Raw genomic sequence first — 16,326 nt, 5'->3', positions numbered from 1 at the left:
ATAAGTGAGCTTTATCAGCTCGTTCTGTTTACTTCCACCGCAAGCGCGGTGATGTGGGCATGCTGGGTGTGTTTAAACACTTTTTATCAGCATGATCGCCGATCATAGGCGCGGCGACATACTAAGCGATTGTGCAATGTCGCGCATCTTGTAATCTATAACCTTATGACTTTTTATATGACGCTTTTATACGCTAGTCGTTCCCTTTATGACGCTGTTGGTTGCGCGTAGGGTAGGTATAATATCGCCACGCTTTCTCGCTATTAAGGATGTCTTCATGACTGTACGTACTCGCATTGCACCCTCCCCAACAGGAGACCCCCACGTTGGTACGGCTTATATTGCGCTGTTCAATTTATGCTTTGCGCGTCAGCATGGCGGCCAGTTTATCTTGCGCATTGAGGACACGGATCGCGTGCGCTCGACGCCTGAGTCAGAGCAAATGATTCTGGATTCCTTACGCTGGCTAGGCCTTGAGTGGGATGAAGGTCCCGATGTTGGTGGCCCGCATGGCCCTTATCGCCAAAGTGAGCGTGGCGATATTTATGCGAAGTACGCTCAGCAGTTGCTGGATGCCGGGCATGCCTTTAAATGTTTCCGAACCGCAGAAGAGTTAGATGAGCTGCGTGAATCCCGTAAGGCCGAAGGTTTGCAGCTGGCCCTGAAACCAAGCGATTTGGCCTTGGATGAAGCGGAAGTAGCTCGTCGTGAGCAAGAAGATTGGCCCTACGTAGTACGCATGAAGGTGCCAGGCGAAGGCGTCTGCGTAGTTAATGATATGCTGCGTGGCACGATTGAAGTGGAGTGGGCTCAGGTCGATGCGCAGATACTGCTCAAGTCCGACGGAATGCCTACCTATCATCTGGCGAACGTCGTCGATGACCATTTAATGGACATTACTCACGTTCTACGCGGTGAAGAGTGGATTAACTCGGCGCCGAAACATCAGCTGTTGTATGAATATTTTGGTTGGGATATGCCTGAGCTATGTCATATGCCGCTGTTGCGTAATCCCGACAAGTCCAAGCTTTCTAAACGTAAAAACCCCACGTCGATTAATTACTATCGCCGTATGGGCTTTTTACCCCAAGCAGTTACCAATTACCTGGGTCGCATGGGTTGGTCCATGCCCGATGAACGCGAGAAATTTAGCCTATCCGATATGATGGCTGAGTTTGATATCCAGCGAGTATCGCTGGGCGGGCCGGTATTTGATCTTGAAAAGCTCACCTGGCTCAACGGCGTTTATATTCGTGAGGATCTAGATGACGATGCGCTACTTAACGCGCTGCGCGAATGGGCGTTCAATGACGCTTATGTGAAGCAGATTCTGCCGCAGGTGCGCCCACGGGTAGAAACGCTTTCACAAGTAATGCCGCTGGCCGGGCATTTTTTCTCCGGGTTGCCTGCGCTCAGCGAAGATGATTTTGATAGCGTGAAGCTGGATAAAGAGGAGCTGGTAAAACTGCTGCAGTTTTTGGTCTGGCGCCTTGAGGTCGTGCCAGCCTGGCATAAAGAAGCTCTACTGGAAGAGGTGAAAAGCCTCGCTGAACACTTTGAGCTTAAAATGAAAGCGTTCCTGGCGCCTGTGTTTATCGCCATTACGGGAAGTGCCTCAAGTACATCCGTTATGGATGCCATGGCGATACTAGGCTCAGATGTAACCCGCGCGCGCCTGCGCAGTGCTATTGATGTACTGGGCGGCGTTTCCAAGAAACAGGCGAAGCGCTTTGAGAAAGAGTATCGCGACCTGTAATTCGATAAGCTAATCGCTGCAGAAAACGCCATCTTTATGTAGCTACTAAGAGGGTGGCGTTTTCCTTTGATTGAGAGGTTGACGAAGGCAAGCGTAATCAGTACTATACGCTCCGTCTTCAAGACATGTGGGGCCTTAGCTCAGCTGGGAGAGCGCAACACTGGCAGTGTTGAGGTCAGCGGTTCGATCCCGCTAGGCTCCACCAATTAAGTAGATTTGTCGTAACGTCCCATTCGTCTAGTGGTCTAGGACACCGCCCTTTCACGGCGGTAACAGGGGTTCGAACCCCCTATGGGACGCCATCTCTTTTTATACTTTCCTATCCCGATATCAATGTGGCAATGAGTTAATTCATTCGCTGCGTTTTTGCCTGCCTGTTAGTCTGAAAAACGGCTAAATCCTCACTTTAATTGCGGTTTTTTTGCTTGACTTGTCCACTTTTGGTGATCCTTTGGGCAGGTTGTGCACAACCCCTTGCTGCACCCGCGAAAAATATTCAAAATAGCTTATCTTGTTTAAAAACAATTACTTACGAGAGGTTAAAAAATAACCAATCTAAGGCTAGGTCACTGTTCATGGCGATTGTGGGGCATTCCTGCGAGGTTATGAACAAGCTTATCCACAGATAGTGTGGAAAACATTTTTCTATCCTGGCTCCTTAAAAAGTCAAGCGCTATTACAGCCTATTGCGAGCCTTTTGGCTGGTGCTTTCGTCTATTGAGAGGGTGGGATATAGACGTTTGAACAGATCTTGGTTGAAGTATGGCTAGTTGGCTTAGTGGCCCATTGAAAGGTGCGTACAGGGGGCGTCAATAAGGTAGGGTAGTGATGGCCAAAAGATAAGGTGGAGAGTTAAAAGGAGTGGCCATATAGAAGCACGCAGGCACGTAAACCAAGAAGGCCACCCGAGGGTGGCCTTCTTCATTTAGATGTGCGCCGACGAAAATTTATTTCTTCGGGTAATCACGTTGGTCGTGGCCGATGTAAAGCTGGCGAGGCCGACCGATTTTATAACTTTCGCTCAGCATTTCGTGCCAATGAGAGATCCAGCCAATGGTGCGCGACACGGCAAAGATAACCGTGAACATATTGGTGGGAATGCCCATCGCTTTCAAAATGATGCCTGAGTAAAAGTCGACGTTCGGGTAGAGCTTACGCTCGACGAAGTATTCATCTTCCAGCGCAATTTGTTCAAGGCGTTTGGCAATTTTGAGCTGCGGATCGTTAGCCATGCCTAGTTCGGCAAGCACTTCGTCGCAGGTCTCTTTCATTACCTTGGCGCGAGGGTCAAAGTTGCGATATACGCGGTGACCAAAGCCCATCAGCTTGAACGGGTCTTCTTTGTCTTTTGCCTTATCAATAAAGCGCTGGATGTTCTCTTCAGAGTCGTCGCCGATCTCATCAAGCATCGCCAGTACGGCTTCGTTAGCGCCGCCGTGTGCTGGGCCCCATAGTGCAGCGATACCCGCACTGATGCATGCAAACGGGTTGGCACCGGTAGAGCCTGCCAGGCGTACGGTAGAGGTGGACGCATTCTGCTCATGATCGGCATGCAGCATGAAAATGCGATCCATCGCTTTCGCGTAGACCGGGTTGATTTTGTACTCTTCGCACGGGTTGCTAAACATCATGTAGAGAAAATTCTCTGCATAGCTCAGGTCGTTGCGCGGATAGTTAAACGGCTGGCCAACATTATACTTGTGCGACATGGCCGCCAGAGTAGGCATTTTGGCAATCAAACGAATAGCGCTGATAATGCGGTCTTCTTCTTTGGTGATGTCCATGTGGTCATGGTAAAAGGCCGCCAAGCCGCCGACTACGCCACAAAGAATCGACATGGGGTGCGCATCACGGCGGAACCCTTTGAAGAAGTTGTTGATTTGGTCGTGCACCATCGTGTGGTTGCGGATACGTGCCGCGAAATCCGCATACTGCTCATCGTTAGGCAGCTCACCAAACAGCAGAGTGTAGCTTAGTTCAACAAAGTTGGACTCTTTCGCCAGTTGGTCAATGGGGTAACCGCGGTGTAGCAGTACGCCCTTGCCGCCATCAATATAGGTAATGGCAGATTGGCAGGAAGAGGTGGCCATAAAGCCGGGATCGTAGGTAAACAGGCCTTCAGCACCTAGTCCACGAACGTCAATAACGTCAGGGCCAAGTGTGCCGGAATACATGGGTAGCTCGATCGATTTATCGAGACCGTCTACCGTCAATGTTGCTTTCCTGTCAGCCATGCTGGCCTCCTTTCGGATTCGGGTTGGACGTAAAGTCATTGTTTCGCAGACCGCGCCGGCGAAAAGGCTTGCCCACTATAGAAGCGTGCGACATTTTGTCAATTAGTCAAAACGCTAGGCGTCATCGCTGCAAAACGTCATGTGAAAATTTTATGCATATCAAACGTACAAGCGTAGTTATGCAAAATTATTATTGTGAACAATACTTGTATATAGTTGCTGCTCGTTATAGTAGCGAAGTGTCAGAGGTTTGACGACTCCTTAACAGGCTTATCAAATCATCTCAGCTCTGTCACTATATCGATGCTGCAACGCAAAATCGACTCGGGTTGATAGCTTTTTTTTTGCTCTATAGTCGAGTTAGGTCCGAGATCGGTTTGTCAGCAGGGGCGAAGGTTCTTATAATCCACGGCGCGCGACCGGCAGGTAGGTGGTCGTGCCAGACTTGGCAAACGGCCGAGCCCCTTCCAGCAACCACTGCCCGCTCGGGCTATGCCCGACCTGTCGCAGAGCGGGCCAAGAGAGTGTGTATAAGCCGTGAATAGCAAACGACCCGTAAATTTAGATCTAACAACGATACACTTCCCACTTCCGGCACTGACGTCGATTACCCACCGTGTTACGGGGGTTATTTTGTTCGTGGGCCTGATTTTCGCTTTTTGGGCGCTGGGTAAGTCACTGTCATCTCCGGCAGGCTTTGATGCTGTTAGCAATGCGCTAGCCAATAACGTATTGGCGAAGTTCATTGCATGGGGTCTGCTATCTGCTTTGGCGTTCCATTTTGTGGCAGGTATTAAACACCTGTTAATGGATGCAGATATTGGCGTGACGCTAGAAGGTAGTGTGCAAAAAGCACAGATCACCGTAGTGGTCAGTGCGGTTCTGATTATTCTGGCAGGAGTTTGGGTATGGTAACCAACATCACAAGTTTTGGCCGTAGCGGGCTGTCTGACTGGCTGATGCAGCGCGTTTCCGCGGTCGTACTGGCCGTTTATACGGTCTTTATGGTGGCCTACCTGCTGTTGCATCCAGACCTTGACTACTACACCTGGAGCGGTCTGTTTAACCAAACGTGGATGCGGATCTTCTCGCTGTTAGCCTTTATCTCTATCGCAGCGCACGCCTGGATTGGCCTGTGGACCGTAACCACCGATTACCTTAAGTCCACTCTACTGCGCGTAGGTGCCCAGACGCTGATCATTCTGGCCATCTTCGTATACCTGGTGTGGGGCATTCAAATTCTGTGGGGAGCTTGATCCATGTCTAACCTTCGTAGCCTGACGTTTGACGCCATTATCATTGGTGGCGGTGGCGCTGGCCTGCGCGCTGCTCTGGAGCTGGCTAAATCCGGTAAGAAGACAGCCGTTTTATCTAAAGTGTTCCCGACACGCTCCCATACTGTTTCTGCTCAGGGTGGTATTACCTGTGCTATTGCATCATCAGATCCTAATGATGACTGGCGCTGGCACATGTACGACACCGTTAAAGGCGGCGACTATATCGCTGACCAGGACGCGTCAGAGTACATGTGTTCTGAAGGCCCTAAAGCCGTATTTGAGCTTGAGCACATGGGCTTGCCGTTCTCTCGCTTTGATAATGGCCGTATCTATCAGCGTCCGTTCGGTGGCCAGTCCAAGAATTTTGGCGAAGGCGGTCAGGCAGCACGTACCTGTGCAGCGGCTGACCGTACTGGCCACGCACTGCTACACACGCTTTACCAGAATAACCTGAAGAACAACACGACGTTCTTGAATGAGTGGTACGCGGTTGATCTGGTGAAGAATGCCAGCGGTGACGTGGTTGGCTGTATCGCTATGTGCATTGAAACCGGTGAGGTCGTTCACGTTAAATCGAAAGCGACCGTGCTGGCGACGGGTGGTGCAGGCCGTATCTACGCCTCTACTACCAATGCGCTGATCAATACGGGTGACGGTATTGGTATGGCACTGCGTGCCGGCTTCCCGATGCAGGACATGGAAATGTGGCAGTTCCACCCGACCGGTATTTACGGTGCGGGGACGCTTGTGACTGAAGGTTGCCGGGGTGAAGGTGGCTACCTGATCAATAAAGACGGCGAGCGCTTTATGGAGCGTTACGCGCCCAACGCGAAAGACCTGGCGGGTCGTGACGTGGTGGCGCGCTCCATGGTGATGGAGATTCTGGAAGGCCGCGGCTGTGGCGAGAAGGGCGATCACGTCTTCCTGAAGCTTGATCACTTGGGCGAAGAAGTTCTAGGCAAGCGCCTGCCGGGTATCGTTGAGCTTTCCAAAACCTTCGCACATGTTGATCCGGCAAAAGACCCGATTCCGGTCGTACCTACCTGTCACTATATGATGGGCGGTATTCCGACCAACATTCATGGTCAGGCGATTCTGCAGGACGAAAGCGGCAACGACCAGATTATCAACGGTCTATTTGCCTGTGGTGAAGCAGCCTGTGTATCAGTTCACGGCGCTAACCGTCTGGGCGGGAACTCTTTGCTTGATTTGGTGGTCTTTGGACGTGCGGCTGGCATGTTTATCGAAGGCGCGTTGAACGAAGGTATTGAGTACCTAGACGCTTCCGAGTCTGATATCGAATCCGCTATGAAGCGCATCACCCGCTGGAATGAGTCTGAAGGTGGCGAGAGTATTCCTGCGCTGAAGGCGGAGCTTCAGGACATCATGCAGAACTCTTTCGGTGTATTCCGTGAAGAGAAAAACATGGTTGAAGGTGTTCAAAAGCTTGCCGACCTGCGTGGGCGTATCGCCAATGCGCATTTGCCTGACAAATCCAACGCTTTCAACACTGCTCGTGTAGAAGCGTTAGAGCTTGATAACCTGATGGAAGTGGCCGAAGCAACGGCGATTGCTGCCCTTGAGCGTAAAGAGAGCCGCGGTGCCCACTCGCGTTACGACTACCCGGACCGTGATGACGTCAACTGGCTGAAACACTCGCTCTACTTCCCCGCAACGAAAGAGCTGAAGCAGCGCGATGTTAACTTTAAGCCAAAAACTGTTGATACGTTCGAACCTAAGGTTCGTACCTACTAAGCTTCGTATTGACGAGAGGGAGTTATAATGTCCAATCTTCAGGTATCCGTATACCGTTATAATCCGGAAACCGACTCCGCGCCTTATATGCAGGAGTTTCAAGTTGATACCAAAGGGCGCGACATCATGGTGCTGGATGTACTGCACCTGATGAAAGAGCAGGATAGTGGCCTGGCGTTCCGTCGTAGCTGCCGTGAAGGGGTTTGTGGCTCTGATGGTATGAACATGAACGGCAAAAACGGCTTGGCGTGTATTACGCCGCTGTCAGATGTTGTGAAAAACAACAAGCTGACTTTGCGCCCGCTACCTGGCTTGCCGGTTATCCGCGATATGGTTGTGGATATGGGGATTTTCTATAAGCAGTACGAGCGTATTCAGCCGTACCTGCAAAATGAAACGCCAGCACCCGCCATTGAGCGCTTGCAGTCGCCCGAAGACCGTGAAAAGTTGGACGGCCTGTACGAGTGTATCTTGTGCGCCTGCTGTTCCACCTCATGCCCGTCGTTCTGGTGGAACCCCGATAAGTTTGTCGGGCCTGCCGGCCTGCTACAGTCTTATCGCTTCCTGGCAGATTCGCGTGATACAGCAACCCGCGAGCGCTTGACCGATCTGGAAGATCCGTTCTCAGTGTTCCGCTGCCGCGGCATCATGAACTGTGTAGCAGTTTGCCCGAAAGGCTTAAATCCGACGCGCGCCATCGGTAAAATCCGTGAAATGCTGCTTGCGGATGCAACGTAAGTACCCTTTGAGCAAATAAAAAGCGATTGCCACGCAACTTGTATCGCTTTGCTACTTAAATCGTGGCGCTTCGCTTGTTATCATAGGGTTTGTCATAAGGTGCGGCGACGCGTCGCAGCTTATGACCAGACACGTTTAAAAGCCGGTGCTGTACGTACCGGCTTTTGAGCATGAACTGATTAAGAACCGCTAGATAAGTAGGGCTTCCGGCTTTGAGCCGATGCCGCCGGCAAATGTTCCGCCCCGCCGGCAGGGCAATAGCGATGTCGTTGCGTTTTTGCAGCGATGCCGATACCACCCCATCAGTGCAGGGTGACCGAGAGATGCAACAAGGCATAATGGAGTTAATGTGGCGTTCCTCTCACGTTAGTGGTGGCAATGTCCACTACGTGGAAGCGCTTTACGAGCAGTACCTCGCCGATCCCGATGCTGTTCCCGACGAATGGCGTAGCTATTTTGATCAGCTACCCAGTTCCGAGGGCAGTGCCTCCCACGATGTTCCACTAAGCCCCGTTCGTGATCAGTTCTACCAGTTAGGCCGCGAAAGCCGTCCTGGTCGGGTAGTCGCCGCTGCCGATAGCGGTGAGAACAAAAAGCAGGTTAAAGTCCTGCAGCTGATCAATGCGTATCGCTTTCGTGGCCATCAAAAGGCCGATATCGATCCGCTAGGACTGCGCAATCCCACCCCCGTCCCTGACCTCGATTTGTCATTTCATCAGCTGACGAAAGCTGATCTTGATACAGAGTTCCAGACCGGTTCATTTTTCCTGGGTATTGATAAGGCCCCGCTGCGTGACATCGTGGATGCGCTGGAGAAGACATACTGTCGCTCCATCGGCTGCGAGTTCATGCACATTGTGGACACCGAAGAAAAACGTTGGCTACAACGTCGCTTCGAATCAGTACGCAGTGCTCCCAAGTTTAGTGACGATGTTCGCAAGCATGTACTTGAGCGTCTGACCGCTGCGGAAGGCTTGGAAACTTACTTGGCGTCTAAATATCCAGGTACCAAACGCTTTGGTCTTGAAGGCGGTGAAGTCTTTGTACCTATGATGGACGAGCTTATCCAGCGTGCTGGCGGTTATGGTACAAAGGAAGTCGTTATCGGTATGGCGCACCGCGGTCGCCTTAACTTGTTGGTCAATATTCTGGGTAAAAATCCCGCTGATTTGATTGACGAGTTCGACGGCAAGAAAGTGATTGAGCGTGGTTCTGGCGACGTGAAATATCACCAAGGCTTTAGCTCTAACGTCATGTCACCTGGTGGCGAAGTCCACTTGGCCATGTCGTTCAACCCGTCGCATCTGGAAATCGTAGCGCCGGTGGTTGAAGGGTCGGTACGTGCACGTCAAGACCGCCGCAAAGATCCCGCAGGGGATAAAGTTTTACCCATCAATGTTCATGGTGATGCTGCTTTTGCTGGTCAAGGTGTGGTCATGGAGACATTTCAGATGTCTCAGACCCGGGCCTATAAAACTGGCGGGACGATTCATATCGTCATCAATAACCAGGTGGGCTTTACGACGTCTAATCCCCTGGATGCTCGTTCTACTGAGTACTGCACTGACATCGCCAAGATGGTTCAAGCGCCTATCTTTCACGTTAATGGTGATGATCCTGACGCCGTTATCCATGCTACCCAAGTGGCGTTGGATTACCGTCAGCAGTTCAAAAAAGACGTTGTCATTGATTTGGTCTGCTACCGTCGCCGTGGGCACAACGAAGCCGATGAGCCTTCCGGTACGCAGCCACTAATGTACGCCAAGATCAAAGACCATTCTTCAACGCGCACAGTTTATGCGCAGCGTCTGGTTGAGCAGGGTGTTTTATCTAAAGACGACGCCAAAGCAATGATGGAAACCTATCGCGATGACTTGGTCGCGGGTAACCACGTTGCCAATGCGCTGGTGCAGGAGCCTAATACATCCCTGTTTGTGGATTGGGCGCCGTACCTGGGGCATGAGTGGTCTGGCGATGCCGACACGTCTTTTGACATGAAGCGTCTTCAGCAGCTGGCTGCGAAAATGTGCGAGATTCCGGATGGGGTCGAAGTGCAGCGTCAGGTAGCCAAGATTTACGAAGACCGTCGCAAGATGCAGGCCGGTGGCATGGCCATGAACTGGGGCTTTGCAGAAACGCTGGCCTATGCCACTTTGCTGGAACAAGGCCATCCCATCCGGATTACCGGTCAGGATGTAGGCCGCGGTACGTTCTCGCACCGTCACGCCGTGGTACATAACCAGAAAGATGGCTCTACCTATGTGCCGCTGCAAAACATGGCCGATGGCCAGCCGACGTTCACGATTCATGACTCTTACCTTTCGGAAGAGGCCGTGCTGGCGTTTGAATACGGCTACTCGACCACAGCGCCAAATGATCTAGTTATCTGGGAAGCCCAGTTTGGTGATTTCTTTAATGGTGCCCAGGTGGTGGTCGACCAGTTTATTTCATCGGGTGAAACCAAGTGGGGCCGGCTGTGTGGCCTGACGATGTTGCTACCCCATGGCTATGAAGGTCAGGGTCCAGAGCACTCGTCTGCCCGACTGGAGCGATTCCTGCAAATGTGCGCTGAGCACAACATGCAGGTGTGCGTACCCACAACGCCTGCGCAGATTTATCACTTGCTGCGTCGTCAGGTTATTCGCCCGCTGCGTAAGCCGTTGATCGTTATGTCGCCTAAGTCGCTTCTGCGTCATAAAGAAGCGGTATCGAGCCTTGAAGATCTTGCCCACGGCAAATTCCAAATGGTATTGCCGGATCAAGCGGATCTGGTTGCTGAAGAGGTAACGCGTGTGATTCTGTGTTCAGGCAAGGTCTATTATGACCTGGCGGCTTGGCGCGCAGAGAATGAGCGTAACGATACGGCGATTATTCGTCTTGAGCAGCTCTATCCCTTCCCGAAAGAAGAGCTTCTGGAAGTGCTCCAGGCGTATGCCAATGTGGAAGATATTGTCTGGTGTCAGGAAGAGCCATTGAATCAAGGCGCCTGGTATTCAAGTCAACACCACATGCGTACAGTGGCCGATATGCTTAAAGATGGCCTAGGACGCGAGTTGAAATTTGCAGGACGTCCTGCCTCTGCCGCACCGGCAGCGGGCTACATGTCCGTTCACACTGAACAGCAGCGCCAACTGGTGGAAGACGCTTTTAATCTATAAAGCGCCCACCGGATTTAGAGAACACATAAGGGAAACGACATGGCTACTGAGATCAAAGCGCCAACCTTTCCGGAATCCGTTGCCGAAGGTACTGTGGCTGCGTGGCATAAAAAGCCGGGTGACAGCGTCGAACGTGACGAACTGATTGTTGAAATCGAAACCGACAAGGTGGTGCTGGAGGTCGTTGCACCGGAAGCGGGTACCCTGACTGACGTGATGGCCGAAGAGGGCGAAACCGTCGAGTCTGAGCAGGTGCTTGGCAAAATCGGTGAAGGCAGTGCTTCAGGCGACGACAGCGGTAAGAAAGAAGAAAAATCTTCTGACGATGATGGCGCTGAAAAATCCGAAGAGAAATCCGACGAAAAGAAAGACGCCAAGCAGGAAGAGAAGCAAGCCAGCAGCGGCGGTAAGCAGCATGACGTCAAGGCGCCGAGCTTCCCTGAGTCGATTCAGGAAGGCACCGTTGCTACCTGGCATAAGAAAGTCGGCGAAGCGGTTAAGCGCGATGAAGTGCTGGCTGATATTGAAACCGATAAAGTTGTGCTCGAAGTCGTAGCACCGGCTGACGGTGCTTTGGCTGAAATTAAGGCCGATGAGGGCAGCCAGGTTGAGTCCGAAGCGATTCTTGCAGTCTTCACTGAAGGCGGCGGTAGCGACGTAGCGACAGCGGCTGATAAAGAGCCAGCCGCCTCTGCTGACGATGGCGCCAGCGATGAGAAGATGGGCGATAAGATCGTTGCACCGGCTGCACGTAAGTTGATTGCTGAGCACGACCTTGATGTTGCCAAGATTGAAGGTACGGGTAAAGGTGGTCGCGTCCTGAAAGAAGACGTGCAAAAAGCCGTGAAAGATGGCTCCGCCAAGAAAGGTGCTGCCAAACCTGCTGCTGCACCGGCTAAATCAGCGGCGGCGCCTGTGGCTGAAGGCGAGCGTGCTGAGAAGCGTGTACCTATGACCCGCTTGCGCCAGACCATCGCCAAGCGCCTGGTTCAGGCGCAGCAAACGGCGGCGATGCTGACGACGTACAACGAAGTGGACATGACTGAAATCATGGCCCTGCGTGCGCAGTACAAAGATACCTTCCTCAAAGCGCATGATATCAAACTGGGCTTTATGGGCTTCTTTGTTAAAGCGGCCTCTGAAGCGCTCAAGCGCTTCCCGGACGTTAACGCCTCTATCGACGGTACCGACATCGTTTATCACGGTTACCAGGATATCGGCGTGGCGGTATCTACTGACCGCGGTCTGGTCGTGCCGGTACTGCGCGACACGGACAATATGAAAATTGCTGACGTCGAAAGAACGATTGTCGACTTTGGTAAACGTGGTCGTGACGGCAAGCTGGGTATGGACGACATGATCGGTGGTACCTTTACCATCACTAACGGTGGCACTTTCGGTTCGCTGATGTCGACGCCGATCATCAACCCGCCGCAGACCGCTATCTTGGGCATGCACAAGATCCAGGATCGTCCGATGGCGATCAACGGTAAGGTCGAGATTCGCCCTATGATGTACCTGGCGCTCTCCTATGACCACCGTATGATCGACGGCAAAGACGCCGTTCGATTCCTGGTGACCATTAAAGAATTGCTGGAAGATCCGGCACGTCTGCTGCTGGACGTCTAAGATACAGTCACTACGTATCTTCGCGTATTTACGCGTCACCTTCTAATGCAATCGCACACAGCCCCTCTCCCGGCTAATGTCAAAACGGGAGAAGGGCACCAAGCTAAAGGAGCCAACATGGCTGACAAGTTTGATGTGATCGTTATCGGCGCTGGCCCTGGCGGTTACGTTGCTGCTATTCGTGCAGCACAAATGGGCCTGAAAACAGCCTGTGTTGAGAAATGGGTCAATAAAGAAGGCAAAACCGTTCATGGCGGTACCTGCCTGAATGTCGGCTGTATTCCTTCTAAGGCGCTGCTTGAAACGTCGCATAAGTTTGTTGAAGCGCGCGATCACTTTGCCGAAGTAGGCATCGAAATCGACGCGCCGAAGGCTAATATCGCCAAAATGCTCGAGTTCAAAAACTCGGTCATTAACAAGAACGTTGGCGGCATCAGCGCGCTGTTCAAAGCGAATGGCGTTACTTCACTGGAAGGTAAAGGCAAAGTTACTTCTTCCACAGAAGTTGAAGTAACCGACCACGATGGCAATGCGACAACCTACACCGCTGACAACATCGTTATCGCCGCAGGCTCCGTACCGGTTGAAATTCCGCCGACGCCGCTGACCGACGACCTGATTGTGACATCGACAGGCGCGCTCGAGTTTACCGAAGTACCCAAGCGTCTGGGGGTTATCGGTGCCGGTGTTATCGGCTTAGAGCTGGGCAGTGTTTGGAAGCGTTTAGGTTCTGACGTTACCGTTCTTGAAGCCATGGACAGCTTCCTGCCGATGGTTGATGGTGCGATTGCCAAAGAAACCCAGAAGCTGCTCAAGAAACAGGGACTGGACATCAAACTGGGCGCACGCGTGACCGGTTCTGAGGTTAAGGACAGTGAAGTCGTCGTTAAGTACACCGATGGTGACGGCGAGCAGGAAATGACCTTCGATAAACTGATTGTTTGCGTGGGTCGTCGTCCTTATACGCAAGGCGTTATTGCCGACGGCGTAGGCGTTGAGCTTGACGAGCGTGGCTTTATTTTCGTTGATGATCAGTGCCGTACCAATGTCCCGAGCGTCTATGCGATCGGTGACTGCGTACGTGGACCGATGCTGGCGCATAAAGCATCTGAAGAAGGCGTTATGGTGGCTGATATTATTGCCGGCCATAAAGCTGAAATGAACTACGATGCCATCCCCAGCGTTATCTACACCTCGCCTGAAGTGGCATGGGTAGGTATGACCGAGCAGGATGCCAAAGCCAAAGGCATCGAAGTTAAAACGGGCTCTTTCCCATTCTCGGCCAACGGTCGTGCGCTTGCCAACAATGCGCCTGAAGGTATGGCCAAGATTATTGCCGATGCCGAGACCGACCGCATTCTGGGTATGCATATCGTCAGCCAGCACGCGGGTGAGCTGATTGCCCAAGGCGTTATCGCAATGGAATTTGGCTCCAGTGCCGAAGACTTGGCGTTGACCTGCTATGCCCACCCGAGTACTTCTGAAGCGATTCACGAAGCGGCTCTCGCGGTGGAAGGCCATGCAATTCATATGGCTAATCGTAAAAAGCGTTAATAAGTTCAGCGGTAACAACCAAGCGCCACCATAAGGTGGCGCATCACTTTCGGGCATGTTGTAAAATAGCGCGCGAAAGTACGGGGACAGCCCGTTTTTAAAACGGGTTGTCGTTCGAGTCACATGCAACCAATGGCATGAATCGATGAACCTTCACGAGTATCAAGGCAAACAGCTGTTTGCTGATTATGGTCTACCAGTGTCCAAAGGCTTTGCCGTGGACACTCCCGAAGAAGCAGTAGAAGCGTGTAAAAAAATCGGCGGCGACATGTGGGTTGTTAAAGCCCAGGTTCACGCAGGTGGTCGCGGTAAAGCGGGCGGCGTTAAGCTGATCAAAGATCCCGCCGAAGCAAAAGCATTTGCTGAGCAGTGGCTGGGCAAAAACCTGGTGACCTTCCAGACTGACGAAAAAGGTCAGCCGGTTGCCAAGATCCTGGTTGAAACCTGCACCGATATCGCTGATGAGCTGTATCTGGGTGCCGTCGTCGATCGTACTACCCGCCGCGTGGTCTTCATGGCCTCGACTGAAGGTGGTGTCGAGATCGAAACGGTTGCAGAAGAAACGCCGGAAAAGATTCTTAAAGCCGAAATCGATCCGCTGGTCGGCGCACAGCCGTACCAGGCGCGTGAACTGGCGTTTGCTCTGGGCCTGAAAGGCGACCAGATCAAACAGTTCACCAAGATTTTCCTAGGCCTCTCCAAGCTGTTCCATGACAAAGATCTGGCGCTTTTAGAGATCAACCCGCTGGTTATTACTGACGAAGGCAATCTTCACTGCCTCGACGCCAAACTGGGCCTCGACAGCAACGCGCTGTATCGTCACCCGGACCTGCAGGCCATGCGCGATCCTTCCCAGGAAGATCAGCGTGAAGCCGATGCGGCGAAGTGGGAACTGAACTACGTTGCTCTCGACGGTAACATTGGTTGCATGGTTAACGGCGCAGGCCTTGCCATGGGTACCATGGACATCGTCAACCTGAGCGGCGGCAAACCGGCTAACTTCCTGGACGTTGGCGGCGGCGCGACCAAAGAGCGCGTTGCAGAAGCGTTCAAGATCATTCTGTCTGACGACAATGTTAAAGCCGTTCTGGTTAACATTTTCGGCGGTATCGTTCGTTGCGACATGATTGCTGAAGGCATTATCGGTGCCGTTGAGCAAGTCGGTGTCAACGTACCGGTTGTCGTTCGCCTGGAAGGTAACAATGCCGAGCTGGGTGCTGAGAAACTGGCATCTAGCGGTCTGAACATCATCGCTGCTACCAGTCTGACCGATGCGGCTCAGCAGGTCGTTAAAGCGGCGGAGGGCAAGTAATGAGTATCCTGATCGATAAGAACACCAAGGTCATCTGCCAAGGTTTCACCGGTGGCCAGGGCACGTTCCACTCCGAGCAGGCGATTGCCTATGGTACGCAGATGGTCGGCGGTGTAACGCCGGGCAAAGGCGGCCAGGAGCACTTGGGTCTGCCGGTTTTCAACACCGTTAAAGAAGCGGTTGAGAAAACAGGCGCGGAAGCCAGCGTTATCTACGTTCCGGCACCGTTCTGTAAAGACTCGATCCTTGAAGCTGCAAATGCAGGCATCAAGCTGATCGTGTGCATCACCGAAGGTATCGCCACGCTTGATATGCTCGAAGCAAAAGTAAAATGCGACGAGTTGGGTGTGCGTCTGATTGGCCCGAACTGCCCTGGTGTTATCACCCCGGGCGAATGCAAAATCGGTATCATGCCGGGTCATATCCACCAGCCGGGCCGCGTAGGTATCGTATCGCGCTCAGGCACCCTGACCTATGAAGCCGTTAAGCAGACGACTGATCACGGTTTCGGCCAGTCTACCTGTGTAGGTATCGGCGGTGACCCGATTCCGGGTTCCAACTTTATCGACATCCTGGAGATGTTCGAGAAAGATCCGAAAACCGAAGCGATCGTCATGATCGGTGAAATCGGCGGCACGGCTGAAGAAGAAGCAGCGGCTTACATCAAAGCCAACGTTTCCAAGCCAGTGGTATCCTACATTGCCGGTGTTACTGCACCTCCTGGCAAGCGTATGGGCCACGCCGGCGCGATCATTTCTGGCGGTAAAGGTACTGCTGACGAGAAGTTTGCTGCCCTGGAAGACGCCGGTGTTAAAACCGTTCGTTCTTTGGCGGAAATCGGCGATGCACTGAAAGAAGTGACTGGCTGGTAAGTCACGCTCTATCTTGCATGTCAAAAAAGCACCCTTCGGGG

11 protein-coding genes and 2 tRNA genes are annotated in these 16,326 nt (G+C 52.4%); 12 read left to right on the top strand and 1 reads right to left on the bottom strand.

Translation table 11 applies throughout. From position 1 onward, the window contains the following. Positions 1-277: 277 nt before the first annotated feature. The 3 genes from gltX (at position 278) to ACT3R7_RS13040 (ending at position 2,058) form a co-directional block, all read left to right on the top strand. Entirely contained in the window at positions 278-1,756 is a 1,479-nt protein-coding gene (gene gltX / locus ACT3R7_RS13050) for a glutamate--tRNA ligase (RefSeq protein ID WP_193091236.1), read from the top strand. Between the two features lie 129 nt (positions 1,757-1,885). After that, a tRNA-Ala gene (locus ACT3R7_RS13045) sits at positions 1,886-1,961 on the top strand. Between the two features lie 21 nt (positions 1,962-1,982). Beyond that, positions 1,983-2,058, top strand: a tRNA-Glu gene (locus ACT3R7_RS13040). Positions 2,059-2,703: 645 nt separating this feature from the next. On the opposite strand, the gene gltA is transcribed toward ACT3R7_RS13040, so the two are convergent. Then, the gene (gltA, locus tag ACT3R7_RS13035) at positions 2,704-3,990 is read right to left on the bottom strand and encodes a citrate synthase (protein ID WP_192536918.1); all 1,287 of its coding nucleotides are present in this window, start codon (positions 3,988-3,990) and stop codon (positions 2,704-2,706) included. 537 nt (positions 3,991-4,527) lie between these two features. On the opposite strand from gltA, the gene sdhC reads away from it, so the two are divergent. The 9 genes from sdhC to sucD all read left to right on the top strand — a co-directional run bounded on the left by sdhC (position 4,528) and on the right by sucD (position 16,285). Next, positions 4,528-4,905, top strand: a complete 378-nt coding sequence (sdhC, locus tag ACT3R7_RS13030; protein WP_026285629.1) for a succinate dehydrogenase, cytochrome b556 subunit — start codon at positions 4,528-4,530, stop codon at positions 4,903-4,905. Beyond that, complete coding sequence (sdhD, locus tag ACT3R7_RS13025) at positions 4,899-5,246, top strand: succinate dehydrogenase, hydrophobic membrane anchor protein (RefSeq protein WP_018916609.1); 348 nt, start codon at positions 4,899-4,901, stop codon at positions 5,244-5,246. Before sdhC ends, sdhD begins: the two co-directional genes overlap by 7 nt. Positions 5,247-5,249: 3 nt before the next feature. Further along, the gene (gene sdhA, locus ACT3R7_RS13020) at positions 5,250-7,022 is read left to right on the top strand and encodes a succinate dehydrogenase flavoprotein subunit (RefSeq protein ID WP_193091237.1); all 1,773 of its coding nucleotides are present in this window, start codon (positions 5,250-5,252) and stop codon (positions 7,020-7,022) included. Between the two features lie 27 nt (positions 7,023-7,049). Then, positions 7,050-7,760: a succinate dehydrogenase iron-sulfur subunit gene (locus tag ACT3R7_RS13015; protein WP_018916611.1), complete on the top strand. Its 711-nt coding sequence runs from the start codon at positions 7,050-7,052 to the stop codon at positions 7,758-7,760. A 323-nt stretch (positions 7,761-8,083) separates the two neighbouring features. After that, entirely contained in the window at positions 8,084-10,918 is a 2,835-nt protein-coding gene (locus tag ACT3R7_RS13010) for a 2-oxoglutarate dehydrogenase E1 component (protein WP_193091240.1), read from the top strand. A gap of 39 nt (positions 10,919-10,957) precedes the next feature. Continuing rightward, positions 10,958-12,547 carry a 2-oxoglutarate dehydrogenase complex dihydrolipoyllysine-residue succinyltransferase gene (odhB, locus tag ACT3R7_RS13005; protein ID WP_193091238.1) on the top strand — a complete coding sequence of 530 codons (1,590 nt, stop codon included), beginning with the start codon at positions 10,958-10,960 and terminating at the stop codon, positions 12,545-12,547. A 117-nt stretch (positions 12,548-12,664) separates the two neighbouring features. Continuing rightward, the gene (lpdA, locus tag ACT3R7_RS13000; protein WP_192536921.1) at positions 12,665-14,101 is read left to right on the top strand and encodes a dihydrolipoyl dehydrogenase; all 1,437 of its coding nucleotides are present in this window, start codon (positions 12,665-12,667) and stop codon (positions 14,099-14,101) included. A gap of 145 nt (positions 14,102-14,246) precedes the next feature. Then, positions 14,247-15,413, top strand: coding sequence for an ADP-forming succinate--CoA ligase subunit beta (gene sucC, locus ACT3R7_RS12995; RefSeq protein WP_018916615.1), 1,167 nt, complete (start codon positions 14,247-14,249; stop codon positions 15,411-15,413). Further along, positions 15,413-16,285 carry a succinate--CoA ligase subunit alpha gene (sucD, locus tag ACT3R7_RS12990; RefSeq protein WP_007111115.1) on the top strand — a complete coding sequence of 291 codons (873 nt, stop codon included), beginning with the start codon at positions 15,413-15,415 and terminating at the stop codon, positions 16,283-16,285. Before sucC ends, sucD begins: the two co-directional genes overlap by 1 nt. The last annotated feature ends 41 nt before the right edge of the window (positions 16,286-16,326 follow it).

The sequence above is a fragment of the Halomonas sp. AOP43-A1-21 genome (assembly GCF_052376775.1).
In the GTDB taxonomy this organism is placed as follows: domain Bacteria; phylum Pseudomonadota; class Gammaproteobacteria; order Pseudomonadales; family Halomonadaceae; genus Vreelandella; species Vreelandella colorata.
The sequence above is the reverse complement of the archived record's forward strand: the minus strand, read 5'-3'. Positions and strand labels throughout refer to the sequence as shown.